We start from the raw sequence: 24,190 nt of genomic DNA, 5'->3' as shown, positions 1-24,190 counted from the left end.
AACGAGCGCGAGCGCTACTGGGGCGCCGCTCGCCTGTCCAGCGCCAGTGACAGTTCCGCCTCCACCACGCTCTTCGCCAGGGGGCGCAGCCGGGTCAGTGCCTCGGGGGTGTGGTGGGTGAGGATCAGGGTGGTGAAGAGGTCCGCCAGGGCCTCGGTGTGCGTGCGGACCCGGCGGGCGGCCGCCAGGACCTCGGCCAGCGGGATGCCCTCGCGGACCAGGGCCGCCGAGACGTCCAGCAGACGGCGGCTGACATGGACGATCTCGGCGCCGTCCGTGCCGAGATACCCCAGCTCCAGCGCGGCGGCCAGGTTCTCCGCGGTGGCCTCGGAGCCGAAGACGTCGGCCAGCGCCTCCGGGGTGAGGCGGACCGGGGTCTCCTCGCTCGGGCCGCCGACGCCGAGGAGGTCGCCGACGTCGCGGCCGTGGTCGAAGGCCTCGGCCAGCTCCGCTATCCCGGTGAGCGTGTGGCCGCGCTCCAGGAGCCCGGAGATCGTGCGCAGCCGGGCCAGGTGGGTGTCGTCGTACCAGGCGATACGGCCCTCGCGGCGCGGTGGCTGGATCAGCTTGCGCTCGCGGTAGAAGCGCAGCGTGCGCACCGTGATGCCGGCCGCCTCGGCCAGCTCCGCCATGCGGTACTCGCGCCGCTCCCCTTCGTCCGTCACCCCCGCAGCCTATGTCGTACCCGCGGTAACTTTCCTCGCCGCAACCCCTACCCATCAGTAGAACGCTGCCCTACAGTCCCACTGTGCCAGTGTTCACTGGCACGGTCGTACGGCCGGTGACGGGACGAGTACGCAAGGACGCGTGGAGGCGGTGGCATGGCCGAGCACGAGCATGTACGGGTGGCGGTGGTCGGGTCGGGGTTCGGCGGGCTCGGGGCGGCCGTGCGGCTGCGCCGCGAAGGGGTCACCGACTTCGTCGTCCTGGAGCGGGCGGACTCCGTCGGCGGCACCTGGCGGGACAACAGCTACCCCGGGTGCGCGTGCGACGTGCCCTCGCACCTGTACTCCTTCTCCTTCGCGCCCAACCCCGAGTGGCCGCGCACCTTCTCCGGGCAGCCGCACATCCGCGCCTATCTGGAGCACGTCGCCGACACCTTCGGGCTCCGCCCGCACCTGCGCCTCGGCACCGAGGTGAAGCTGATGCGCTGGGACGACGAGAGGCTGCGCTGGGAGATCGAGACGACCCGCGGCACGCTCACCGCCGACCTCGTCGTCTCCGCCACCGGGCCGCTCTCCGACCCGAAGATCCCCGACATCCCGGGGCTGGCCGGCTTCCCCGGCAAGGTCTTCCACTCGGCCCGCTGGGACCACGACTACGACCTGCGCGGCAAGCGGGTCGCGATGGTCGGCACCGGCGCCTCCGCCATCCAGATCGTGCCCGAGATCCAGCCGCGGGTCTCCCGCCTCACCCTCTTCCAGCGCACCCCGCCCTGGGTCATGCCGCGCGCCGACCGGGCCATCGGCCCCCTGGAGCGCGGACTGCACCGGGCGCTGCCGGTCACCGCCAAGGCGCGGCGCGGACTGCTGTGGAGCATCCGGGAACTCCAGGTCCAGGCGTTCACCAGGTGGCCGAGCGAACTGGACGTGGTGGAACGGCTGGCCAAGCGGAACATGGCCCGGGCCGTCAAGGACCCGGCGCTGCGCGCCCGGCTCACCCCGGACTACCGCATCGGCTGCAAGCGCATCCTGCTGTCCAACACCTACTATCCGGCCCTCGCGCGGCCCACCACGGACGTCGTCGGCGCCCTCGCCGAGGTGCGCGGCTCCACCCTGGTCTCGGCCGACGGCAGCGAGGCCGAGGTGGACGCCATCGTCTTCGGCACCGGGTTCCACGTCACCGACATGCCGATCGCCGAACGGGTCGTCGGCGTCGGCGGACGCACCCTCGCCGAGTCCTGGCAGGGCGGCATGGCGGCGCTGCGCGGGACGTCCGCGGCCGGGTTCCCCAACTGGATGACGATCATCGGCCCCAACACCGGCCTGGCCAACACCTCGATGATCCTGATGATCGAGTCCCAGCTGAACTACCTCGCCGACTACGTACGGCAGCTGGAGCTGCTCGGCGGCTCCGGCCGGGCCGCGCTGGACGCCCGCCCCGCCGCCGTCGACGCCTGGAACCACCGGGTGCAGGAACGCATGAAGCGCACGGTGTGGAACACCGGCGGCTGCACCAGCTGGTACCTGGACGCGAACGGCCGCAACACCACCATCTGGCCGGGCACGACGGGCGAGTTCCGCCGCGCCACCCGGCACGTCGACCTCGCCGAGTACGACGTCCTGCGCGCCCCCGCGCGGGAACGCGACGGCGCGGAGCACACGGTGGAGGCAGGCGCATGAGCCGTACGACACCCGCGGCCACCGACCCGTACGCCCCCGTCGAGCCGGGGCGCGTCCTGACCGTGACCTCGGCCGACGGAGCCGTGCTCCACGCCGAGGTGCACGGGCCCGAGGGAGCGCCCGCCGTCGTCCTCGCGCACGGCTGGACCTGCTCGACCGCCTTCTGGGCGGCACAGATCCGTGACCTCTCCGTCGACCACCGCGTGATCGCCTACGACCAGCGCGGCCACGGCCGCTCCCCGGCGAGCGAGGCGTGCGGCACCGACGCGCTCGCCGACGACCTGGAGGCCGTGCTCGCCGCCACCCTCGCGCCCGGCGAACCGGCCGTGATCGCCGGCCACTCGATGGGCGGCATGACGGTCATGGCCGCCGCCTCCCGGCCCGGCTTCCGCGCGCACGCGGCGGCCGTCCTGTTGTGCAGCACGGGCAGTTCGCGGCTGGTCGCCGAGTCGCTGGTGGTGCCGCTGCTGGGCGCGGGGCGGCTGCGCACCTGGCTCACCGGACGCGTCCTCGGCTCCCGCGCCCCGCTCGGCCCGGTGACACCGCTCGCCCTGCGCATCCTCAAGTACGCCACGATGGGCCCGGGTTCGTCCCCGGCGATGGTCAGGGCGTGCGCGCGGATCGTGCACGCGTGCCCGCGCCGGGCGCGGTACGCGTGGTCGCGCGTGCTCGACTCGCTCGATCTCGACCACGGGGTACGCGCGTTGCGGGTGCCGACGGCCGTGGTCGCCGGGACGGCGGACCGGCTGACCCCGCCCGTGCACGCCCGGGCGCTGGCCGCCGCGCTGCCGGACTGCGTCTCGCTGACCGAACTGCCCGGGATCGGGCACATGACACCGGTGGAGGCACCGGACCTCGTCACCGGGAAGATCCGTGAACTGGTCGGTGGCTACGTCGAGTTGAAGGAGGGCGCATGAGCAGGACGAAGCTGGAGGGGCGCGTCGCGGTGATCACCGGCGCGGCCCGGGGCGTGGGCGAGCTGCTCGCCCGCAAGCTGTCCGCGCGCGGGATGAAGGTGGCCCTCGTGGGGCTGGAGCCGGAGGCGCTGAAGGAGGTCGCCGAGCGGCTGCACACCGAGGGCGCCCACTGGCACGCCGACGTCACCGACCACGAGGCGATGACCCGGGTCGCCGCCGAGGTGCGCGAGCGGTTCGGGCGGGTGGACGTCGTCGTCGCCAACGCCGGTGTCGCGCTGGGCGGTCCGTTCGCCGTCTCCGATCCGGACTCCTGGCGCCGCGTCATCGAGGTCAACCTCATCGGCTCCACCGTCACCGCGCGCGCGTTCCTGCCCGCGCTGCGGGAACGGCGCGGCTATCTGCTCCAGATCGCCTCGCTCGCCGCGCTCACTCCGGCGCCGATGATGTCGGCGTACTGCGCGTCCAAGTCGGGCGTGGAGGCGTACGCGCACGCGTTGCGCGCCGAGGTCGCGCACGAGGGGGTGGGTGTCGGGGTCGCGTATCTGTCCTGGACGGACACGGACATGGTGCGCGGGGCCGACCAGGACGACGTGATGCGGGAGCTGCGGCAGCGGCTGCCGTGGCCGTCCAACAAGACGTATCCGCTGGGGCCGGCCGTGGACCGCCTCGTCGCCGGGATCGAGCGGCGGGCGCCGCATGTGTACGGGCAGTGGTGGCTGCGCGGGATGCAGGGCGTGCGGGGGTATCTGCCCGGTCTGATCGCGACCGTGGGGCAGCGGGAGATGCGGCGGTTCGCACCGCGCCTCGAACGGGTGCGGACGGGGCTGGTGGGGGCGGGCGGAGCGGCCGACGAGGCGTCTCGGGGCCCGGTGATACGGGGCTGACCTGGGGTTCTACTGGTCCATTACAGAGGGTGAGTGATCGACGAGCGGTGCGTGACCGGGCGTGTCACGCTGATCGGGCCCGATCCCCTCAACCCCCCTTGGGAGTGAACACACATGGGCATGAAGGACCAGTTCCAGGAGAAGTCCGAGCAGCTGCGTGAGCGTGCGCAGGAGCGTATGGGCCAGGGCGGCCAGGGCCGCCCCGAGCGTCAGGGCCGCCCCGAGCGCGAGGGCCGTCCCGGCGGGCAGGAGCGGCAGCGGCCGGGCGGGTCTCCGCAGGAGCGGGGCCGCCGGGAAATGGACGAGATGGCCCAGGAGGACCGGGACCGGATCGACTCCGACTACGACGTCTGACCGACGCGCGGTCGAACGCAACGGCTTCACCCACGAGAGGTGGGGTGCCCGGCGGTTCTCGCAGCCGCCGGCGCCCCACCTCTTCGTTTCCGGCCGCGGGCCCGTCGTGGCTTCTCGCGCAGTCCCCAGCGGCCGTCGGCCGACCACGCACCCGCGGGGTCCGAGGGGCGGAGCCCCCTGCCGCACTACACGTCGTACACGACAGTGACCGGCGCATGGTCGGACCACCGCTCCGCATGCGACGCCGCCCGCTCCACGACCCCCTTGACCGCCCGCCCCGCGAGCCCAGCCGTGGCGACGGCGAGATCGATCCGCCACCCCGAGTCGTTGTCGAACGCCCGCCCCCGGTACGACCACCACGTGTACGGCCCCGCCACCCCCGGGTGCAGCGCCCGCATCACATCCACATATCCCCCGTCCCCCTCGTCCAGCACCCTCCCCAGCCACGCCCTCTCCTCCGGCAGGAAGCCGGAGTTCCTGACGTTCCCCCGCCAGTTCTTCAGGTCGGCCTCCTGGTGCGCGATGTTCCAGTCCCCGCACACCACCACCTCCCGCCCGTCCGCCGCCGCCCGCACCCGCAGCTCCTTGAGGTACGCCAGGAACTCGTCCATGAAGCGGAACTTCTCGTCCTGCCGCTCGGTCCCGACCTCCCCCGACGGCAGATACAGGCTCGCCACGGTCACCCCCGGCAGATCCGCCTCGACATACCGCCCGCTGCCGTCGAACTCGGCGGAGCCGAACCCGACGCGCACCCGGTCGGGCTCGCGCCGGGTGTAGAGGGACACCCCGGCCCGTCCCTTCGCGGCCGCCGGCGCATGCACCACATGCCACTCCTCCGGCGCCCGCACGGCCTCGGGCAACTGCCGCGGCTCGGCCCGGACCTCCTGGAGGCAGAGCACGTCCGCCGAGGTCCCGGCGAACCACTCGACGAAGCCCTTGCGCGCGGCGGCACGCAGGCCATTGACATTCACGGAGGTAACGGTCAGCACCCCGGCACGATACCCGGGCTCACGGACGCCGCAGCGCGGCCACCTCCCGGGCGACCGTCCGGCAGCTGTCGACGAAGTCGCGCGCGGCGACGGCGGTGACGTCACCCGCCCCGTGCACGGCCCGGTCGCGCAGCAGCCGGAGCCGGTCGAGGACGGCGAGGGCACGGGGCGAGAGCCCGGCCACGGCGAGCGCCCTGCCGACCTCCGCCGGGCGCTCACCGGGGGGCGGTACGACGGGGAGCGCGGCGAGCACGTCCAGACAGAGCCGGTTCAGCGCGTTCCACGCGGTGACGACGGCTCCCACGGGCGAGGCCTCGGTCATCCCCCGGGCCTCCCGGAACTGCTCCTGCCAGGGGGGCGAGGGCTGCTGCGGCGGGAAGTGCGGCTGAGGAGCCCGGGGAAACCCGTACCCACCGTTCGACGGGCCCGGGGCCCCGTACCCGGGGCTCGGCACCGGCCCCGCGCCCGGCTGCGCGTACTCCGGGCCCGGCGCCGGGCCCCCGCCCGGCTGCGGCCCGGGAAACGCTCCCGCATCCGGCCGCCGCAGGTAAGCCGACGGCTCTTCGTCGTCCTCGGGCTCGACGTCCCACGCGGGAACGGGCTCCGGCTGCGGTCCATCCGGCGCGGACCCCGCCGGTGCCGGTGCCTGCGGGCCTCCCCCGTACGTCGGCGCGGGCCCGTACCGCGGCGTCCGCGGCAGAGGAACGGGATCGGGAGCCGGCGCCGGGGGCGCGGGCCACGGCGGCGCCGGCGGTGTCACGGCCCCCGCGTCCGCCGCCCCCTGCGCCTCGTTCAGCACCTCCCGCGCCTCCGTCGCGAACTCGATCGCGCCGGCCGGCGTCTCCACCCGGGTCATCCGCGCGAGCGCCGCCCGCAACTGTGCCCGCAGGCTCCACACCAGGATCAGCGTGACCACCGGCCACACCAGCACCCGTACGTACTTCAGGACGAGCTCCGCAACCTCCACCGCCCCATGGTGGCCCGTGCCACACCGCCCGGGCCCCGTCATCGCCGAAAGCCACGGGAAATCACCACACGCCCCACGTACCCTACGGAGGCGCACACCGCCTCGGACACATCACCTCATTCGCATAGAAGTACGATATCCCGCATGTTCATACGCCCTGTCTCCTTCGACCACCCCGACGCCGTCAAGCTCAACGACCTGGTGCAGGCCGAGTACGACCTCCGCTACGGCGACGGCGGTGACATGACCCCGCTGGACCCGGCCATGTTCGCGCCGCCCACCGGTCTCTATCTGATCGCGTACGACGAGCACGACAGGCCCGTCGCGACCGGCGGCTGGCGCACCCAGAACGCCAACGACGAGGGCTACGCGGACGGGGACGCCGAGCTGAAGCGGATGTTCGTGGTCGAGGAGGCGCGCGGCCGGGGGCTGGCCCGCCGCGTCCTGTCGCAGCTGGAGGACGACGCCCGCGCGGCGGGGCGCACCCGGATGGTCCTGGAGACCGGCACCAAGCAGCCGGAGGCCATCGGCCTGTACACCTCCAGCGGCTACGAGCCCTGCGCCAAGTTCGGCCTGTACCGCGACTACCCGGACAGCCGCTGCTACGCCAAGCCGCTCTAGGGTCCCTCGTCAGGCCCGCAGGAACGCCAGCACCGCGAGGACCCGGCGGTGGGTGTCCTCGGCCGGGGGCAGGTCCAGCTTGGTGAGGATGTTGCCGATGTGCTTGCCGACGGCCGCCTCGGACACCACCAGCTCCCGGGCTATCGCCCCGTTGGAGCGGCCCTCGGCGACCAGCGCCAGTACCTCCCGCTCGCGCGGGGTGAGCCGCTCCAGCGGGTCCCGCCGCCGGCGCAGCAGCTGCCGTACGACCTCGGGGTCGACGACCGTGCCGCCGGCCGCGACCTCGCCGAGCGCGGCCACGAACTGCTCGACCTGCCCGACGCGGTCCTTGAGCAGATAGCCGACGCCGGTGCCGTCCCCGGAGTCGAGCAGTTCGGCGGCGTAGGCGCGCTGCACGTACTGGCTGAGGACGAGGACCGGCAGCCCGGGCCGCTCCGCGCGCAGCCGCACGGCCGCGCGCAGGCCCTCGTCCTTCAGCTCCGGCGGCATGCGGACGTCGGTGACGACGACGTCGGGGGTGTGCGCGGCGACGGCGGCGAGCAGCGCGGGCGCGTCCCCGACGGCCGCCACGACCTCGTGCCCGAACCGGGCGAGCAGCCCGACGAGTCCGTCCCGCAGCAGCACGCCGTCCTCGGCGAGGACTACGCGCAGGCGCCGGGGTCCGGCGTCCCCGTCGGGACGCCTGCCGTCGGAGGAAGCGCCGTCGGGGGCTGGCTCGGCTCGCAAGGGATCTCCACACGCAGCAGGGTCGGTCCGCCCCGCGGGCTGGACAGGGAGAGTCTGCCATCGAGCACCGACACCCGGTCGGCGAGCCCGGTCAGCCCGCTCCCGCCGGCCGGATCGGCGCCGCCGTCACCGTCGTCGGAGACGGTGAGGACGAGCCGTCCGCCGCGGTGTCCGCCCTCGACCCGCGCCCGCCCGGCCCCGCTGTGCCGCGCCACGTTGGCGAGCGCCTCGCAGACGACGAAGTACGCGGCGGCCTCGACGGGCGGGGGAAGCCGGGCGGGCAGGTCGAGGGCGACGTCGACGGGGACCGGGGAGCGGTCGGCGGCGTCGGCGACGGCGGCCGTGAGCCCGTAGTCGGCCAGCACGCGCGGGTGGATGCCGTGGATCAGCTCGCGCAGTTCGGCGAGCGCCCGGCCCGCCTCGTCGTGCGCGGTGGCGAGCCGGTCGGCGAGCGGGCCGGGAGGTGCGTCGAGGCGGGCCAGACCCAGTGTCATCGTGAGGGCGACCAGGCGCTGTTGGGCCCCGTCGTGCAGATCGCGTTCGATGCGCCGGCGCTCGGCCTCGAACGCGTCGACCAACCGCACGCGGGAGCGCACGAGTTCGGTGACCCGCGCGCTGTCCTCCGCATGGCGCTTCGGGGTGAGCAGGGCGCGCGTCAGCTCACCGCGCGCTCCCGCGAGCGCCCCCAGCGCGTACCCTGCCGGGGCCAGCAGGACCAGCCCCAGCAGCGCGACCGCCCAGGCCGCGGGCCAGCTCTCCACCGTCCACACCTTGACCACCTTGGCCTCGCCGTACCGCCCGACCAGCGCGGGCGCGGCGGCCAGGGAGAGCGGCACGCCCAGGCCGACGACGACCAGGAGGGCGTCGAGCGGCCAGAGCACCGTCGCGAACAGCACCGCGTACCCGAACTCCCGCCAGGTGACGCCCTCGCGCAGCCGCAGCGCCAGCCAGTGCCACGGCCCCGGTTCCGTGGGCGTCCGGTGCGCGCGGGGCGGCGGGGCCAGCCCGAGCAGGACGAGCCGGTGCCGTTCGACGGCCGCGACCGGGATCCCGGCGAGCGCGGTGAGCACGAGCAGCGGCAGCCCGACGAGGACGACCGCGAGCACGCCCCCGGCCAGGGCCGTCGCCGCCAGCACCACCAGCGTCACGGCCCCGGCGACCGCCCCGGCCAGCAGGAACAGCACCGCCCGCCAGGGCCACGCGGAGGCCAGATAGCGGGGGCGGCGCAGGGCCCGCCACAGGTGCGGGACGCTCGCTGATTCCTCACCGGGTCGCATGCCCGTCACCGTAGAAGGCCGTCGTACCGCCGTGCCATCGCCCTGGCCACCGGGGCGGGGGTATGCCTGGCCCCACCCCGGGTCTCGCCCCTGCCGCACTGCGCCCGCGGTGCACCGGACGGTTTCGTGGAGCCGTACGGAGAACCGGCGCACGAGCGGCCGGGGCAGGGCCAAGGGCGAGGGACGGGGACACATGGACGTGGCGGTGCGACTGACCGGGGTGACCCGGGAGTTCGGGACGGGCGAGGGGCGGGTGCGGGCGCTGGACGGCGTCTCGCTCACCTTCCCGCACGGCGGTTTCACGGCCGTCATGGGGCCGTCCGGGTCGGGCAAGTCGACGTTGCTGAGCTGCGCGGCGGGGCTCGACCGGCCGACGTCGGGCTCGGTCGGGGTCGGCGGCACGGAGCTGACGACGCTGAGCGAACGGCGGCTGACGCTGCTGCGGCGGGACCGGATCGGGTTCGTGTTCCAGGCGTTCAACCTGCTGCCCTCGCTGACCGCCGCACAGAACGTGGCGCTCCCGCTGCGGCTGGCCGGCCGGCGCCCGGCCCGGGCCGACGTACGGGCGGTGCTGCACCGGGTGGGGCTCGGCGACCGCGCCGGGCACCGGCCCTCGGAGCTGTCGGGCGGTCAGCAGCAGCGGGTCGCCCTGGCGCGGGCGCTGATCACCCGCCCGCAGGTGCTGTTCGCCGACGAGCCGACGGGGGCGCTGGACGCGTCGGCGCGCCGCGAGGTGCTGCGGCTGCTGCGGGCGGTGGCGGACGAGGGGGACGGCGGGGGCGGCGGTGGCGGTGGCGGTGGCGGTGGCGGTGGCGGTGGCGGTGGCGGCACGGTGGTCATGGTGACGCACGACCCGGTGGCGGCGGCCCACGCCGACCGGGTGGTCTTCCTGGTCGACGGCCGGGTGGCCGGGGAGCTGACGGGCGCGTCGGCGCGGCGCATCGCGGCGACGCTGGCGGACCTGGAGACGCCGGGGCGGGAGTCCGAGGGGCGTACCCGACGGGAGGCCGCGCCGTGCTGAGCATCGCCGTGGGGACCCTGCGGACCCGCTGGTCCTCCTTCGTCGGCAGTTTCGTCGCGCTGGCGCTCGGGGTGGCGCTGATCGCCGTCATGGGCGCGGCCCTCGCCGCCTCGCTGGACGCCCCCGAGCGGCGGCCGGAACGGTTCGCCACCGCGCCGGTCGTGGTGCAGGGGGCGCACACCCTGCGCGTACCGACCGCGCACGGCGTGCGCAGCAAGCCCCTCGCGCGCCCCCGCCCCGTCCCCGCCCGGACCGTCGCCGCGCTGCGCCGGCTCGGCACGGTCGTCGAGGACCGCACGTTCCCCGTACGGGTGATGGGCGGCCCGAGCGGGGTGGTGGGCCACCCGTGGCCGACGGCGGCATACGCCCCGTACACCCTGGCGGCGGGGCGCGCCCCGACGGCGGACGACGAGGTGGCCGCGACCGGCGACTGGACGCGGGTGGGCGCACGACTGCGCACGCCCGACGGCACGGTCCGGGTGGTGGGCACGCTGGCGGTCGGCAGGCCGGGGAGCACCGGCGCAGCGCGGGGCGCCCCCGCCAGGACCTTCGAGACCGCCCTCTTCTACACCGGCCGCCGCGCGGCCCGCCTCTCCCCCGCCGCCCTCCAACTCGTCGTCGACGCACCCGCCGGCGCCGTACGCCGGGCCGTACGGGACACCGACGGCGTCCGCGTGCTCACCGGCGACGCGCGCCGGCTGGCGGACGCCGACCCGGACCGCGACACCGAGACCCTCGCGGCGCTGAACGCGCTGTTCGGCACGGCGGGCGGGGTCAGCGGCTTCGTCTCGGTGTTCGTGGTGGCGTCGATGTTCGCCTTCGCGGTCGCCGGACGGCGCCGCGAACTGGGCCTGCTGCGCACGGTGGGCGCGACGCCGGGCCAGGTCCGCCGGCTCGTCCTGACCGAGGCGCTGCTCGTCGGCGTACTGGCGTCGGCCGCGGGCTGCGCGCTCGGCGCGTGGGGCGCGCCGCACCTGGCCGGGTGGGTGGTCGACGCGGACCTCGCGCCGGAGTGGTTCACGGTGGGCGGCCACGCGTGGCCGTACCAGGTGGCGTTCTGGACGGGCCTGACGGTGGCGTGCGCCGGCGCGGCGACGGCCGCCGTGCGCGCCGGGCGGGTGCGCCCGGCGCAGGCGCTGCGGGAGGCGGCGGTGGACCGCGGCACCCTGCCGTGGAGCCGCCGGCTGACCGGCGCCGCCCTGCTGCTGACGGCCGCCGTGACCCTGGTCCTGGCGCTGCGGGGGGACCCGGGCGAGCTGCTGCACCGCAAGACGTACGTCAGCCGTCCGATGCTGCTGATCAGCGCGGTGGCGGTGGTGTCCCCGGCTCTGGTGGGCCCGCTGGTGCGGCTGCTGACCGCACTGCCGGCCCGACTGCCGTCGGCCACGGGCATGCTGGTGCGCGAGGGCGTGGCGGCCGGGGCGCGCCGGGCCGCGTCCGTCGTCGCGCCGGTACTGGTGACGGTCGCACTGGCGGGCTCGCTGCTCGGCGCGACGGGGATGCTGAACGCCGCGAAGGCGACCGAACTGCGCGCGCACACAGCCGACTTCGTCCTCGCCCCCGCCTCCTCTACGGACGGCTTCGACGAGGCCGCGCTGCGCCGGCTGCGCTCGGTGCCGGGCGCGGTGGTCTCGGCCACCGCCGGGACGCAGGTGTACGTCCTGGAGGACGGCGTGGCCCTGATCGGCTCCGAGGCGCGCGCCGTGGACCCCGCCGCGCTCGCGGCGACCGTACGGCTGCCGGTGACGGCGGGCCGGCTGTCGGCGCTGGACGACGACTCGATCGTCGTCAACGAGGAGTGGGCGCGGCACACGGTGGGTCAGCGGGTGACGGTGTGGCGCGGCGACGGCACACGCAGGACCCTGCGGATCGCGGCGGTCCTGGCCACCGGCACCGGCGACAACGGCGCGTACGTCACCCCGGCCAACGCGCCCGGCGCCCCGGTGGACCGGGTCGACGTGGGGGTGGCGGAGGGCGCGGACGCGGCGGCGGTGGCGCGCTCGCTGCGCGCGGCGGCGGAGGCGACCGGCGCACGGGTCTCCACCAGGGCGCAGTGGGTGTCGGCGCACGCCCCGCACACCACCCGCACCACCCGTCTCGGCTACGCCCTGGTCCTGGGCATCGCCCTCCTCTACACGGGCATCTCCCTCACCGGCACCCTGGCCATGGCCACCGCGGCCCGCACCCGCGACCTGCGCTCCCTGCGCCTGACCGGCGCGACCCGCGCCCAACTCCTGCGCCTGGCCACGGCGGAGACCCTGACCCTGGTGGCCACGGGCACCGTCCTGGCCCTGGTGACGACGGCGGCCGACCTGACCACCCTTCACCTGGCCCTGACGCTCCAGTCGGCCCCGGCCCCCCTGACATTCCCCTGGAGGGCCCTGACCGCGACCACCGCGGCCTGCGCCGTCCTGGCCACCGCGGCCACCCTGCTCCCCACGGCGCTCACCCTGCGCCGGAACGCGCCGGCCCGGTGAATCCACGCCGGAACGCAGAAATCCCACCCGATCAATCAGATCGGGTGGGATCTCGTGTGCGTGGACCTGAGGGGATTCGAACCCCTGGCCCCCTCGATGCGAACGAGGTGCGCTACCGGACTGCGCCACAGGCCCTTGCAACGAGTGAAACTCTAGCATCCCCGTCAGGGTGCTTGGTAATCCGTTCCCCGGCAGGTCAGCCGAGGGACGGGGGGCGTCACTCGTTGGCTGCGCGGGGGCGGTCGGTGTCCTCGTACTGGTCGAAGAGCGGGGTGCGGCCGCGGCCGCGCGAGCGGCGGGCCGAGGCGGCGCGGCGGGCGTCGCTGCGGTCGGCGGAGGCGCCGTCCGGCTTCTCCTCCGCCGGGCCGGTGTCCGCGGCGGACTCCGGGCGGGCGGCGCGGTCGCGGGCCTCGCGCGGCCTGCCGCCGCCGTCACGGTGCGCGCCCGTGCCGGTGTCCGGGTCGGCCGCGCTGGAGCGGGCCGCGCTCCAGGTGTCCGGCGCGGACAGGTCGACGTGCGGGGTGGCACGGGGGGCGACCGGCGCGGTGACGTACGTCGGCAGGGGCACCGGGACCGGGTCCCAGCTGTCGCCGTGGCCGGGGCGGCGCTGCCGTTCGCGCTGCTGGTCGACCCACTCGGCGTGGTCGGTCTGTTCGACGAGCGCGCGGCGGTCGGCGGCGAGCGCGGACAGGCCGGGGTCGGTGGCCGGCTCGGGTCCGTCCTCCGGTTCGTCGGTGTCGGCGTCGAGGGCGGCGGGGCGCTGCCGGGGCCGGCGCTCGCGCAGCCGCTGCGCGGCGACCTCGGCGCGCTGCCGGTCCATCTGGTAGGCGAAGCGCTTGCGCTCCTGCGCCCGCAGATAGGCGATGTACCCGCTGAGCAGCACGGCCGGGACCGCGGGCACCCACAGGAACGCCAGCCCGCCCACCGCGGCGACGATCGCGCCCAGGGTGAAGGCGAGGAACAGCATCACGGTCGTACGCCGCCGGCGCGCGAGCACCTTGGAGCGCCGGGCGCGCGCGAGGGCCTCGGCCGACTGCGCCCGACGCGCCCCCGGGACGGGCCGGGACGCCGCCCTCGCCGCCGGCTGCCGCTCGGGAGCCGCCGAGTGCCGTTCGGGAGCCGTGGAATGCCGCTCGGGAGCCGTGGAGTGCCGTTCGGGAGCCTCCTGCTGCGGCGTCGGGGCGGGCCGGGCCGGCCGGGCGGACGGCTCCGGCCGCGCGCCCTGCTGCGGCGGCACCGGCGCGGACCGCTGCGGTGCCGGGGCGATCCGGGTGTGCGCGCGCTGTCCGGCCGGGGGCATGGCGAAGGCCCGGACGTCCACCGAGGCGGTGACGTCGTCCGGGTCGGCGTCGCGCTCCGACTCGTCGGCGGAGCGGGCGCGCAGGTCCCTGGCGTACCGGCGCTCCATGCCCGCCCGTCCGGAAAGCAGCCGGATGGCGGTGCTGAAGCGTTCCGTCGGACGGGCCTCGTTCAGCTCGTCCTGCCTACGGAGCCACATCGGCACCAAGTAGGCGGCCCAGGCCCCGACAATGACTGCGTAGATGAGGCCGCTGCTGCTCACGCTCACACGGTAGAGGGATTTGCGTGAGGCCATCCGCCAATTGGGCCGGTGTGTCGCACGATCTGGCTGATATTTCGAGCATTTTTTGTGATCGATGCGGTCACAAGCCCGATCGCTCCGTGATGCTATTCGAACATATTTTTTATTTGCTGGTTCCGCCCGCCCGCTCGGCCCGCCGACGGCGCCAGCGTGCGAGGAGTCCCTCGGGGACCTCCTCGGCGGTCAGCGCGAAGACGAGATGGTCCCGCCAGGCGCCGTCGATGTGGAGATAACGCGGGCGCAGTCCCTCCTCGCGGAATCCGAGTTTCTCCACCACCCGCCGGCTGGGCCGGTTCTCGGGGCGAATGCAGACCTCGACCCGGTGCAGTCCGACCGTGCGGAAGCAGTGGTCCACGGCGAGGGCGACCGCCGTCGGCATCACCCCGCGGCCGGCGACCGCCTCGTCCACCCAGTAGCCGACATGCCCCGAGCACATCGAGCCCCAGGTGATTCCGGCCACCGTCAACTGGCCGACCAGGCGCCCCTGGTACTCGATCACGAAGGGCAGCATCCGGCCGGCGCCCGCCTCGGAGCGCAGGTGCCTGACCATCTGCCGGTAGGTCGGGCGGTGGACGATCGGGCCGCTGGGCGTGGGCGGCGGGATCGTCGCCTCCCAGGGCCGCAGCCAGTCGCGGTTGCGCCGGTTGACCTCGCGCCAGACCCGCTGGTCGCGCATCTTTATGGGCCTCAGCAGGACGTCGCCGTCCGCCAGTTCGACGGGCCAGGAGGGGGTGTTCAGCGCGCACCCCCGGTGCTCGGCCCGGCGTGCTCGCCGCCGTGGGCCCCGGTGTGGCCGTCCCCGGCGGTGTGACCCTCCCCGCCGGTGTGGGCCTCCCCGCCGGCCCGGACGTGGTCGCCGCCGCGGAGTTGGTCGACCGCGTGTCTCAGCAGGGGCTCCAGCACCGCCAGGCCGTCCTTCACGCCGCCGGTGGAGCCGGGCAGGTTGACGATGAGGGTGCCGCCCGCGATCCCGGCCAGGCCCCGGGAGAGGGCGGCCGTGGGCACCTTGTCGCGGCCGTACGCGCGGATCGCCTCGGCGATGCCGGGGACCTCGCGGTCGAGCACCGCGCGGGTCGCCTCGGGGGTGCGGTCGGTGGGCGAGATGCCCGTGCCGCCGGTGGTGACGATCACGTCGTAGCCCGCCTCGGCGCCCGCGCGCAGGGCGGCCTCGACGGGGTCGCCGTCGGGGACGACCTGCGGGCCGTCGACGGCGAAGCCGAAGCCCCGCAGGCCCTCGGCGATGAGCGGCCCGCCACGGTCCGCGTAGACCCCCGCGGCGGCGCGGTTGGAGGCGGTCACGACCAGCGCGCGGTAGGGCGTCCCGTCCGTCGCGTCGCGTGTCATGCGCGGCTCCAGTCGCCCGACGTGCCGCCCGTCTTCTCCTCCACCCGTACGTCCGTGATGACCGCCCCCTTGTCGACCGCCTTGACCATGTCGATCACGGTGAGCGCGGCGACGGAGACCGCGGTGAGCGCCTCCATCTCGACGCCCGTGCGGTCCGTGGTGCGTACCGCGGCCCGGATCTCCACGGCGTCGTCCGCGACCGACAGATCCAGCTTGACACCCGCCACTGACAACGGGTGGCACAGCGGGATGAGGTCCGGGGTGCGCTTGGCGCCCATGATCCCGGCGATGCGGGCGGTGGCGAGCGCGTCGCCCTTGGGCATTCCCTCACCGCGCAGGAGTTCGACCACGCGCGGTGAGACCAGTACGCGGCCGCTGGCGCGGGCGGTGCGCTCGGTGACGGCCTTGCCCGAGACGTCGACCATGCGGGCGGCGCCCGCGTCGTCGAGGTGCGTCAGTCGGTCCTGCGTGCTCATGTGGTGTGCGCTCCCGGTCACGGCCCGGGCCCGGACGGTCGGGCGCCCGGGCCTGTGTGCAGCGACACGCTACCGCCAACCGGCGCCGGACCGCCGAACGGGAGCCTGCGCATCCCCGCCCGGGAGGCCGCCCGCGGGGCCGCCGCCGGACCGCCGCCGTGCCTCCCCCGCGTCAGCCGAGCAGGACGACCTCGACCTCCGTGCCGGGCTCCACCGACTCCACGTCCTCCGGGACCACGATCAGCGCGTCGGCATGGGCGAGCGCCGCCACCAGGTGGGACGAGGCCCCGCCGACCGGGGTCACGGTGCCGTCGGCGTACCGGCCGCGCAGGAACTGTCGGCGGCCCGCGGGCGAGGTCAGCGCCTTGCCGGCCTCCAGGACGGCCCGGACAGTGGGCCGGTGCACGTCGCCCAGGCCCATCAGGGCACGGATCGCGGGCCGGACGAACAGTTCGAAGGAGACGTACGACGAAACGGGGTTGCCCGGGAGGGCGAGCAGCGGGGTGTGGTCGGGGCCGACGGCGCCGAAGCCCTGGGGCTTGCCGGGCTGCATGGCCAGCTTGCGGAAGTCGACCCCGGGCCCGGCCGGCGCCTCCTCCTCGCCCCCGGCGGCGCTCTCGTCGCCGACGGCGGACAGCGCCTCCTTGACGACGTCGTACGCCCCGACGCTCACCCCGCCGGTGGTGACCACCAGGTCGGCGCGGACGAGTTGGTCCTCGATGGTGGAGCGCAGGATGTCGGCGTCGTCCGTGACCGCGCCGACCCGGTAGGCGATGGCTCCGGCGTCCCGGGCGGCGGCGGTGAGGGCGAAGCTGTTGGAGTCGTAGATCTGGCCGCCGCGCAGTTCCTCGCCGGGCTGGACCAGTTCACTGCCGGTGGAGATGACCACCACGCGCGGGCGCGGGCGCACGCGTACGGAAGCGTGACCGACGGCGGCGAGCAGGGCGATCTGGGAGGGGCCGAGGACGGTTCCGGCCTCCAGGGCGCGCTCACCGGCCGTGGTGTCGCTGCCCTTGGCGCGCACATGCGCGCGTGCCTCGGCCGGGCGGTGGACCTGGACCTGGCCCGTGGCGCCCTCGGGGGCGGCGCTGCGGGCCGTCATCTTGGTGACGGGGCCGCCGCCGAGGCCGCCGTCGGTCCACTCCACGGGGACGACGGTCTCGGCGCCGGGCGGCAGCGGGGCGCCGGTCATGATGCGGGCGGCCTGCCCGGGGCCGACGTGGAGCGGTTCGGCGGCACCCGCCGCGACGTCACCGACGACCGTCAGGGCCGCCGGGAACTCCTCGCTCGCGCCCGCGACGTCCGCGACCCGCACCGCGTACCCGTCCATGGAGCTGTTGTCGAAGGGCGGCAGCGACACCGGCACCATCACGTCCTCGACCAGGACGCAGCCCTGGGCGTCGAGGAGTTGCAGCTCGATGGGGTCCAGGGGGCGGACGGTGGAGAGGATGTCCGAGAGGTGCTCGTCCACCGACCACAGGCGGTCCGGGTCCTCGGGGCGGGTCGCGGCGGCGCTCAAGTGACTACATCTCCTCGGTGACGTAATGGCGAAGCCAGGCCCGGAAGTCGGGGCCCAGGTCTTCACGTTCGCACGCGAGTCTGACAATGGCACGCAAGTAGTCGCCGCGGTCGCCGGTGTCATAGCGCCGGCCGTCGAACACGACGCCGTGCACGGGCCCGCCGACCTTCTCGTCCTCGGCCAGCTGCTGGAGGGCGTCGGTGAGCTGGATCTCGCCGCCGCGGCCGGGCTCGGTCTTGCGCAGTATGTCGAAGATGCGCGGGTTGAGGACGTAGCGGCCGATGATGGCGTAGTTCGACGGGGCGTCGGCCGGTTCGGGCTTCTCGACCAGGCCGGTCACCTTGACGACGTCGCCGTCCTCGGTGGGTTCGACGGCGGCGCAGCCGTAGAGGTGGATCTGCTCGGGGGCGACCTCCATGAGGGCGACGACGCTGCCGCCGCACCGCTCCTGGACCTGGACCATGCGGGCGAGGAGGGGGTCGCGGGGGTCGATCAGGTCGTCGCCGAGGAGGACGGCGAAGGGCTCGTCGCCGACGTGCGGGGCGGCGCACAGGACGGCGTGGCCGAGGCCCCGGGGGTCGCCCTGGCGGACGTAGTGGATGGTGGCGAGGTCGCTGGACTCCTGGACCTTGGCGAGCCGCCCGGCGTCGCCCTTGCGCTGGAGGGCCGACTCCAGTTCGTAGTTGCGGTCGAAATGGTCCTCCAGGGGGCGCTTGTTGCGGCCCGTGATCATGAGGACGTCGTCGAGCCCCGCGGACACGGCCTCTTCGACCACGTACTGGATCGCCGGCTTGTCCACGACCGGCAGCATCTCCTTGGGAGTGGCCTTGGTCGCCGGCAGGAACCGTGTACCGAGGCCCGCGGCGGGAATGACGGCCTTGGTGATCCTGCTGATCGTTGGGTTCGACTCAGTCATGTCCGTCACCATATCCGGTCGATATGTGCGGAATCTGTGGAACTGATTGATCCGCTCTCATATGAACACATTGGAAAGGATACGGAAGACGGCTGTGAGTCACCTGGGATCCGGATCAGAGCCTGCCAAGCGAACATTGCGGCGGGAACTCCTCGCGGTGAGGCGCGGGTTGACGGCGGATGACGTGCGGGAGTCGGCGGGGGCGCTCGCGCGGCGCGCGCTCGGGCTGCCGGAGCTGGCGGGGGCGCGCACGGTGGCGGCGTACGTCTCCGTGGGGCGCGAGCCGGGCACCCGCGCGCTCCTGGACGGCCTGCACGCGCGCGGGGTGCGCGTCCTGCTGCCGGTCCTGCTGCCGGACGACGACCTCGACTGGGGCCGGTACGCCGGACCCGGCTCGCTGGTCGCCGTCGGGCGGAGCGGCCGGATGACGCTGCGGGAGCCCGCCGGGGAACGGCTGGGTCCGGAGGCCGTGCTGGCCGCCGACGCCGTGCTGCTGCCCGGACTGGCCGTCGACGGGCGCGGGATGCGGCTGGGGCGCGGCGGGGGCTCCTACGACCGCGTACTGGCCCGGCTGGCGCGTGCGGGCGCCGCGCCGGCGCTGGTGGTCCTGCTGTACGACACGGAGGTGGTGGCCGAGGTGCCGGCCGAGCCGCACGACCGCCCGGTGCACGCGGTGGTGACGCCGTCGGGGGTACGGCGCTTCGGCGGCACCGGGGGCGCCGCTGTGTCGTGAACGCGTGAGAAGGGCCCTCCACGCGCGCGTGGAGGGCCCTTTTCACGTTCTTCCGGCGCCCGTTTCCCAGGGTGCCGGCGCGCTCACGGTTTCAGCACCAGCGTGTCGCCCGTGCTCGCGTCGACCGCCTTGCCGGAGAAGTTCCAGGGCAGCAGTTCGCCCTTGACCCACTTGCCCGTCTGGTCGGTGTAGTGCGCGCTGTAGGCGTGCCCCGAGGCCCCGGTGAGGTTGATCCACTTGGACTTGTCGAGGTCCCCGAGGTTGACGACCATCCGCATCGAGGGCACCCACAGGGCCTCGTAGCCGCCCGCCGCGTTCCACCCGGTGGCGTTGACCGTCGCCTCGCCGCCGCTGAGCTTCCAGGGGCCCCGGTTGAGCATGTACTTGAGGAACGAGGGGCCCTCGGTGCCCAGGGTCTGGTTCTTCAGGTTGAGCTGGTGCAGCCGGCCCCAGCTCCAGGAGTCGACGTCCTTGCCCATCTTGGCGGTCAGCTCCCAGCGCGCGTCCCGCATGGCGCGGGCGAACAGCTCGTCGCGGGTCTTGGTCGCCTTGTCGGTGCGCGTCCCCGGCGACTGCCACCAGGCGTTGTCCTGGTCGTCGAGGAGGTTGCGCACCACCTCGAACCAGCGGTCGCCGCCGTCCGGCTGTGCCTGGGAGGCGTCGCGCTGCCCGCACTCGCGCACCTTGCGGTCCTCGTCCGCCGGACCGGTGTTGTCGGCCGGCTCGACGTAGAGGCACTCGCCCTTGACGCGCAGCTCCTTGGGGAGCTTGTCGCCGAACGCGAGCTGGAGGATGTTGCGCCACACGGAGTTGAAGTAGGCGGCCGCCCCCGAATCGGCGTCCTGGGTGTAGTCCCAGCCCTCCAGGAGCTTCTGCGCCTGGCGGACGTACTTGTTAGACACGTCGATCTTGAGCAGCTTGGGCACGAGCAGCTTGGCGATCTCGCTGCTGTTGTCGAGCTGCATCTGACGCATGTCGTCGGTGGAGATCTTGCCGCCGTCGTCGATCTTGGACTTGATCAGGTCCGTGATCCGCTGGCTGCGGCTGCCGTAGCCCCAGTCGGTGGTCAGCGTGTACGGGTACGTGCTCTTGGCGACCACGGCCTGGTTGGCGGTGACGATGTAGCCGCGCTTGGGGTTGTACTCGTAGGGCAGTTCGGACTGCTTGACGTAGCCGGTCCACTTGTACTTCGCGTTCCAGCCCGGCGCCGGGACCGATCCGTCGTCGCCCTTGGCGCGCGTGGGGATCTTCCCCGGGAGCTGGTAGCCGATGTTGCCCTTGGTGTCGGCGTAGACGAGGTTCTGCGAGGGGACCTCGAAGTCGGCCGAGGCCTTGCGGAAGCTCGTCCAGTCGGACGCCTTGTCGATCTCGAAGACGGCGTCCATGGAGTTGCCCGGGTCCAGCGCGGTCCAGCGCAGCGCGAGCCCGTAGCCGTCGCCGCGGTCGGGCGCGGCGGTGTCGACGGTGGCCTTCTTGCCGACCTTGACGAGCTCGTCGTCGCGGTCGGAGAGCAGGGGGCCGTTGTTGGTCTCGCGGACGACGATCGTCTTGCTCTTGCCGCCGGCGACCTCGATGGTCTCCTTGCGGGTGGTGAACGGCACGGTCTTGTTGTCGTACAGGTAGCCGTCGCCGCTGAGCTTCTCCAGGTACAGGTCGGTGACGTCGACCCCGGAGTTGGTCATGCCCCAGGCGATGTCCTGGTTGTGGCCGATGACGACGCCGGGCATGCCCGCGAAGGTGTAGCCGGCGACGTCGTACTGGCACTTGCTGGAGACGGTCCGGCAGTGCAGGCCCATCTGGTACCAGACCGACGGCAGGGAGGCCGTCAGGTGCGGGTCGTTGGCGAGCAGCGGCTTGCCGGTGATCGTGTGGGCGCCGGAGACGACCCACGAGTTGGAGCCGATGCCGTTGCCGTTCACGCCGACGGCCGTGGGAACGTCGTCCAGGACGTTGTAGAGGCCCGCGAGCTGGCTCTGGAGGCCCGATCCGGTGGTCCCGGAGGACGTGGCCGTCGAGGAGCCGGAGGAGCCCGCGGTGATGCCTGTGGTGGTGCCCGTCGTCGTGCTCGTGGAGCCCGTCGTGCCGGTCGTCGTACCGCCGGTGCCCGTGGTGCCGGTCGTCGTACCGCCGGTGCCCGTCGTGCCCGTGGTGCTGCCCGTGCCGGTGCCGCCCGTCGTGCCGCTCGTGCCCGTGGAGCCGGTCGAGCCTGTCGAGGAGGCGCCCTGCTCGAACGCCTCGGTCAGCTCGTTGTACGCGCCCTCCTGGACGATCGGCTTGTTGCGGCCGTAGGGGTACTCCGGGTAGAGGTCGGCGATCTGCTTCGGGCCGAGCCGGCTCGTCATCAGGGCGCGGTCGATCTCGTCCTGCATGTTGCCGCGCAGGTCCCAGGCCATCGCCTTGAGCCAGGAGATCGAGTCGACGGGCGTCCACTTCTGGGGCTTGTAGTCGTTGGTGAAGCCCAGCGCCGCGTACTCCAGGGAGATGTCCTTGCCGTCCTTGCCCTGGAGGTAGGCGTTGACGCCCTTGGCGTAGGCCTGGAGGTACTTCTTGGTGGCGGCCGACAGCTTGGTGTCGTACTCCTTCTTCGCCACCCGGTCCCAGCCCAGCGTGCGCAGGAACTCGTCGTTGTCGACCTGGTCCTTGCCGAACATCTCCGACAGGCGCCCCGAGGTCATGTGACGGCGCACGTCCATCTCGTAGAACCGGTCCTGGGCCTGGACGTAGCCCTGGGCCATGAACAGGTCCTCGTCGGAGGAGGCGTAGATCTGCGGGATGCCGTAGCCGTCCCGCTTCACGTCGACGGGGCCGGACAGGCCCTCGAGCGTGAGCGACCCCTTGGTCTGCGGGAAAGAGGCGCGCACGGTGCTGACCGACCAGAACGCGCCATAGGCCACGCCCGCCACGACGGCCAGGACGAGGACGATGACGAAGAGACGGCCTCTGCGCCCCTTCTTCCTGCCGGACTTGCCGGGCTCCTGACCGGAAGAGGCGGTGGTGTTGGGGGGCATCGCTGTCCTTGCGTCCTTACACGGCAGACGGGCAGTGCTTGCTTTTTCGGCTGGGCTTGTCGGCGCCGCTTTCGCTCGAGCGCTGGAGCAACCATAGGCGCAGGGCCCGCGCCGCCTTGACGCGGAGTCGGGAACCGGCCGGACGGGAGTTCGACGAAGCCGCGATCACGCGTCAAGAAACCGTCAAGAGTTAGGTAAGGTAACGAACTACCGGCCCCGTTCACCAGCCACGATCACCAGCCCTGCCCGCCGCCCTGGTTGCCGGCCCCCGAGAAAGGACCAGCCGCTGACTGTCCACCACCTCAACCAGCTCCTGCTCGTCTGCTCGCTCGTCCTGCTCGTCGCGGTGGCGGCGGTGCGCGTCTCCTCGCGCAGCGGGCTCCCCAGCCTGCTCGTCTACCTGGGCATCGGCATGGCCATGGGCCAGGACGGCATCGGCCACATCAACTTCAGCAACGCCGAACTGACCCAGGTCATCGGCTACGCGGCCCTCGTCGTGATCCTCGCCGAGGGCGGTCTGGGCACCAAGTGGAAGCAGATCAGGCCCGCGTTGCCGGCCGCGTCCGCGCTCGCGCTCGGCGGGGTCGCGGTGAGCGTCGGCGTCACGGCGGCGGGCGCCCACTGGCTGATCGGGCTGGAATGGCGGCAGGCGCTCATCATCGGGGCGGTGGTGTCCTCCACGGACGCGGCGGCGGTCTTCTCGGTGCTGCGGAAGATCCCCCTCCCCGCGCGCGTGACGGGCGTCCTGGAGGCCGAGTCCGGCTTCAACGACGCCCCGGTGGTCATCCTCGTCGTCGCCTTCTCCACCGCCGGACCCGTCGAGCACTGGTACGTCCTGGTGGGCGAGATCGCGCTGGAGCTGGCGATCGGCGCCGCCATCGGCGTCGCGGTGGGCTGGCTCGGCGCGTGGGGCCTGCGGCATGTGGCGCTGCCCGCCTCCGGTCTGTACCCGATCGCCGTCATGGCCATCTCCGTCGCCGCGTACGCGGCCGGCGCCCTCGCCCACGGCAGTGGCTTCCTCGCCGTCTACCTGGCCTCCCTGCTGCTCGGCAACGCCCGGCTGCCGCACGCGCCGGCCACCCGCGGCTTCGCCGACGGGCTCGGCTGGATCGCCCAGATCGGCATGTTCGTCCTGCTCGGCCTGCTGGTCGCCCCGCACGAGATGGGCGACGACGTGGTGCCCGCGCTCGTCATAGGGCTGGTGCTGACCATGGTGGCGCGGCCGCTCGGCGTGGTGCTGTGCCTGACCCCGTTCCGGGTGCCATGGCAGGAGCAGGCGCTGATGTCGTGGGCGGGACTGCGCGGAGCGGTGCCCATCATCCTGGCGACGATCCCCATGGTGAACGGCGTCGAGAACAGCCGTCGCATCTTCAACATCGTCTTCGTTCTTGTCGTCGTCTACACCCTCGTCCAGGGGCCGACGCTGCCCTGGCTGGCCCGCAGGCTCGGGCTGGGCCGCGGCGACGAGGCCTCCGACCTCGGCATCGAATCGGCGCCCCTGGAGCGGCTGCGCGGCCATCTGCTCTCCATGGCGATCCCCGAGGGCTCCCGGATGAACGGCGTCGAGATCCGCGAGCTGCGGCTGCCGGCCGGGGCGGCGGTCACGCTCGTCGTGCGCGAGGGGAAGTCCTTCGTGCCGCAGCCGACGACTGTCCTGGCGCGCGGCGACGAACTTCTCGTCGTCGCCACCGACCCGGTGCGCGACGCGGCGGAGCGCCGGCTGCGCGCCGTCGGCCAGGGCGGCAAGCTCGCCGACTGGCTGGGCACGCCCGGCGACGGCCCCGGGGCGGGCGCGGGCAACCGGGGCGGACCCGGCGGCGACGGACCGCTGAAGGGCCGGGCGCCGCGGCGACGGGGCGCCCGCAAAGCGGGCTCGCTGTAGCATGAACGGCGTACTTGATCGAACCAACTCTGCCTGACGCAGAGCTGGCGCGACCGTATGGCGGCCGGGCGGCCCCAGGGCGGGACCCTGGTGGACCCGGCATCTACCGCAGTCCGCGCAAGAGGACAGCTCTCGGC

The 24,190-nt window shown here is 73.9% G+C and carries 21 protein-coding genes and 1 tRNA gene; 9 read left to right on the top strand and 13 right to left on the bottom strand.

The features are described from left to right. Positions 1-14: 14 nt before the first annotated feature. Positions 15-632 carry a MerR family transcriptional regulator gene (locus IO29_RS02520; protein WP_420705351.1) on the bottom strand — a complete coding sequence of 206 codons (618 nt, stop codon included), beginning with the start codon at positions 630-632 and terminating at the stop codon, positions 15-17. 189 nt (positions 633-821) lie between these two features. Here IO29_RS02520 and IO29_RS02515 point away from each other — a divergent pair, with 189 nt between their 5' ends. The 4 genes from IO29_RS02515 (at position 822) to IO29_RS02500 (ending at position 4,497) form a co-directional block, all read left to right on the top strand. Continuing rightward, positions 822-2,342 (top strand): flavin-containing monooxygenase, encoded by a 1,521-nt coding sequence (locus tag IO29_RS02515; RefSeq protein ID WP_030377413.1) that lies wholly within the window; start codon positions 822-824, stop codon positions 2,340-2,342. Beyond that, positions 2,339-3,259 (top strand): alpha/beta fold hydrolase, encoded by a 921-nt coding sequence (locus tag IO29_RS02510; protein WP_030377412.1) that lies wholly within the window; start codon positions 2,339-2,341, stop codon positions 3,257-3,259. The genes IO29_RS02515 and IO29_RS02510 overlap by 4 nt, the downstream gene beginning before the upstream one ends. Continuing rightward, positions 3,256-4,143 (top strand): SDR family oxidoreductase, encoded by an 888-nt coding sequence (locus IO29_RS02505; RefSeq protein WP_030377411.1) that lies wholly within the window; start codon positions 3,256-3,258, stop codon positions 4,141-4,143. The genes IO29_RS02510 and IO29_RS02505 overlap by 4 nt, the downstream gene beginning before the upstream one ends. A gap of 120 nt (positions 4,144-4,263) precedes the next feature. Continuing rightward, positions 4,264-4,497, top strand: a complete 234-nt coding sequence (locus IO29_RS02500; protein ID WP_234307372.1) for a hypothetical protein — start codon at positions 4,264-4,266, stop codon at positions 4,495-4,497. A gap of 185 nt (positions 4,498-4,682) precedes the next feature. On the opposite strand, the gene IO29_RS02495 is transcribed toward IO29_RS02500, so the two are convergent. Beyond that, positions 4,683-5,486 carry an exodeoxyribonuclease III gene (locus IO29_RS02495; RefSeq protein ID WP_030377409.1) on the bottom strand — a complete coding sequence of 268 codons (804 nt, stop codon included), beginning with the start codon at positions 5,484-5,486 and terminating at the stop codon, positions 4,683-4,685. A 19-nt stretch (positions 5,487-5,505) separates the two neighbouring features. Further along, a complete protein-coding gene (locus IO29_RS35435) occupies positions 5,506-6,453 on the bottom strand; it encodes a hypothetical protein (RefSeq protein WP_051707409.1) in 948 nt (315 codons plus the stop codon). 144 nt (positions 6,454-6,597) lie between these two features. Here IO29_RS35435 and IO29_RS02485 point away from each other — a divergent pair, with 144 nt between their 5' ends. Continuing rightward, on the top strand, positions 6,598-7,074 hold the full coding sequence (locus IO29_RS02485; protein ID WP_030377407.1) for a GNAT family N-acetyltransferase: 477 nt from the start codon (positions 6,598-6,600) through the stop codon (positions 7,072-7,074). Positions 7,075-7,083: 9 nt separating this feature from the next. Here IO29_RS02485 and IO29_RS02480 read toward each other — a convergent pair whose 3' ends face one another. Both IO29_RS02480 and IO29_RS02475 read right to left on the bottom strand, forming a co-directional pair. After that, the gene (locus tag IO29_RS02480) at positions 7,084-7,725 is read right to left on the bottom strand and encodes a response regulator (RefSeq protein ID WP_030377406.1); all 642 of its coding nucleotides are present in this window, start codon (positions 7,723-7,725) and stop codon (positions 7,084-7,086) included. Next, on the bottom strand, positions 7,716-9,077 hold the full coding sequence (locus IO29_RS02475; protein WP_051707408.1) for a sensor histidine kinase: 1,362 nt from the start codon (positions 9,075-9,077) through the stop codon (positions 7,716-7,718). The genes IO29_RS02480 and IO29_RS02475 overlap by 10 nt, the downstream gene beginning before the upstream one ends. Before the next feature lie 193 nt (positions 9,078-9,270). Between IO29_RS02475 and IO29_RS02470 the strand changes: the two genes are divergently transcribed. Both IO29_RS02470 and IO29_RS02465 read left to right on the top strand, forming a co-directional pair. Beyond that, positions 9,271-10,098 (top strand): ABC transporter ATP-binding protein, encoded by an 828-nt coding sequence (locus IO29_RS02470; RefSeq protein WP_051707407.1) that lies wholly within the window; start codon positions 9,271-9,273, stop codon positions 10,096-10,098. Beyond that, on the top strand, positions 10,092-12,575 hold the full coding sequence (locus IO29_RS02465; protein WP_030377403.1) for an ABC transporter permease: 2,484 nt from the start codon (positions 10,092-10,094) through the stop codon (positions 12,573-12,575). The genes IO29_RS02470 and IO29_RS02465 overlap by 7 nt, the downstream gene beginning before the upstream one ends. Before the next feature lie 61 nt (positions 12,576-12,636). Here IO29_RS02465 and IO29_RS02460 read toward each other — a convergent pair. The 7 genes from IO29_RS02460 to galU form a co-directional block, all read right to left on the bottom strand. Next, positions 12,637-12,710 (bottom strand) — tRNA-Ala (locus IO29_RS02460). Positions 12,711-12,792: 82 nt separating this feature from the next. Further along, positions 12,793-14,136: a divisome protein SepX/GlpR gene (gene glpR, locus IO29_RS02455; RefSeq protein WP_030377402.1), complete on the bottom strand. Its 1,344-nt coding sequence runs from the start codon at positions 14,134-14,136 to the stop codon at positions 12,793-12,795. A gap of 142 nt (positions 14,137-14,278) precedes the next feature. Then, a complete protein-coding gene (locus IO29_RS02450; protein WP_078618061.1) occupies positions 14,279-14,914 on the bottom strand; it encodes a GNAT family N-acetyltransferase in 636 nt (211 codons plus the stop codon). Further along, on the bottom strand, positions 14,911-15,519 hold the full coding sequence (locus IO29_RS02445) for a MogA/MoaB family molybdenum cofactor biosynthesis protein (RefSeq protein WP_078618060.1): 609 nt from the start codon (positions 15,517-15,519) through the stop codon (positions 14,911-14,913). Before IO29_RS02445 ends, IO29_RS02450 begins: the two co-directional genes overlap by 4 nt. Beyond that, a complete protein-coding gene (gene moaC / locus IO29_RS02440; RefSeq protein WP_030377399.1) occupies positions 15,516-15,995 on the bottom strand; it encodes a cyclic pyranopterin monophosphate synthase MoaC in 480 nt (159 codons plus the stop codon). Before moaC ends, IO29_RS02445 begins: the two co-directional genes overlap by 4 nt. A 172-nt stretch (positions 15,996-16,167) precedes the next feature. Beyond that, on the bottom strand, positions 16,168-17,514 hold the full coding sequence (gene glp, locus IO29_RS02435) for a molybdotransferase-like divisome protein Glp (protein ID WP_030377398.1): 1,347 nt from the start codon (positions 17,512-17,514) through the stop codon (positions 16,168-16,170). A 4-nt stretch (positions 17,515-17,518) separates the two neighbouring features. Then, positions 17,519-18,430, bottom strand: coding sequence for a UTP--glucose-1-phosphate uridylyltransferase GalU (gene galU, locus IO29_RS02430; RefSeq protein ID WP_030377397.1), 912 nt, complete (start codon positions 18,428-18,430; stop codon positions 17,519-17,521). A gap of 61 nt (positions 18,431-18,491) precedes the next feature. On the opposite strand from galU, the gene IO29_RS02425 reads away from it, so the two are divergent. After that, on the top strand, positions 18,492-19,163 hold the full coding sequence (locus tag IO29_RS02425; protein ID WP_051707406.1) for a 5-formyltetrahydrofolate cyclo-ligase: 672 nt from the start codon (positions 18,492-18,494) through the stop codon (positions 19,161-19,163). 83 nt (positions 19,164-19,246) lie between these two features. Here the strand turns inward: IO29_RS02425 and IO29_RS02420 are convergent, their stop codons facing one another. After that, positions 19,247-22,171 carry a penicillin acylase family protein gene (locus tag IO29_RS02420; RefSeq protein WP_030377395.1) on the bottom strand — a complete coding sequence of 975 codons (2,925 nt, stop codon included), beginning with the start codon at positions 22,169-22,171 and terminating at the stop codon, positions 19,247-19,249. 286 nt (positions 22,172-22,457) lie between these two features. Here IO29_RS02420 and IO29_RS02415 point away from each other — a divergent pair, with 286 nt between their 5' ends. Next, positions 22,458-24,053 (top strand): potassium/proton antiporter, encoded by a 1,596-nt coding sequence (locus IO29_RS02415; RefSeq protein WP_078618059.1) that lies wholly within the window; start codon positions 22,458-22,460, stop codon positions 24,051-24,053. Positions 24,054-24,190: the final 137 nt, after the last annotated feature.

This window comes from Streptomyces sp. NRRL F-6676 (assembly GCF_000725625.1).
In the GTDB taxonomy this organism is placed as follows: domain Bacteria; phylum Actinomycetota; class Actinomycetes; order Streptomycetales; family Streptomycetaceae; genus Streptomyces.
The sequence above is the reverse complement of the archived record's forward strand: the minus strand, read 5'-3'. Positions and strand labels throughout refer to the sequence as shown.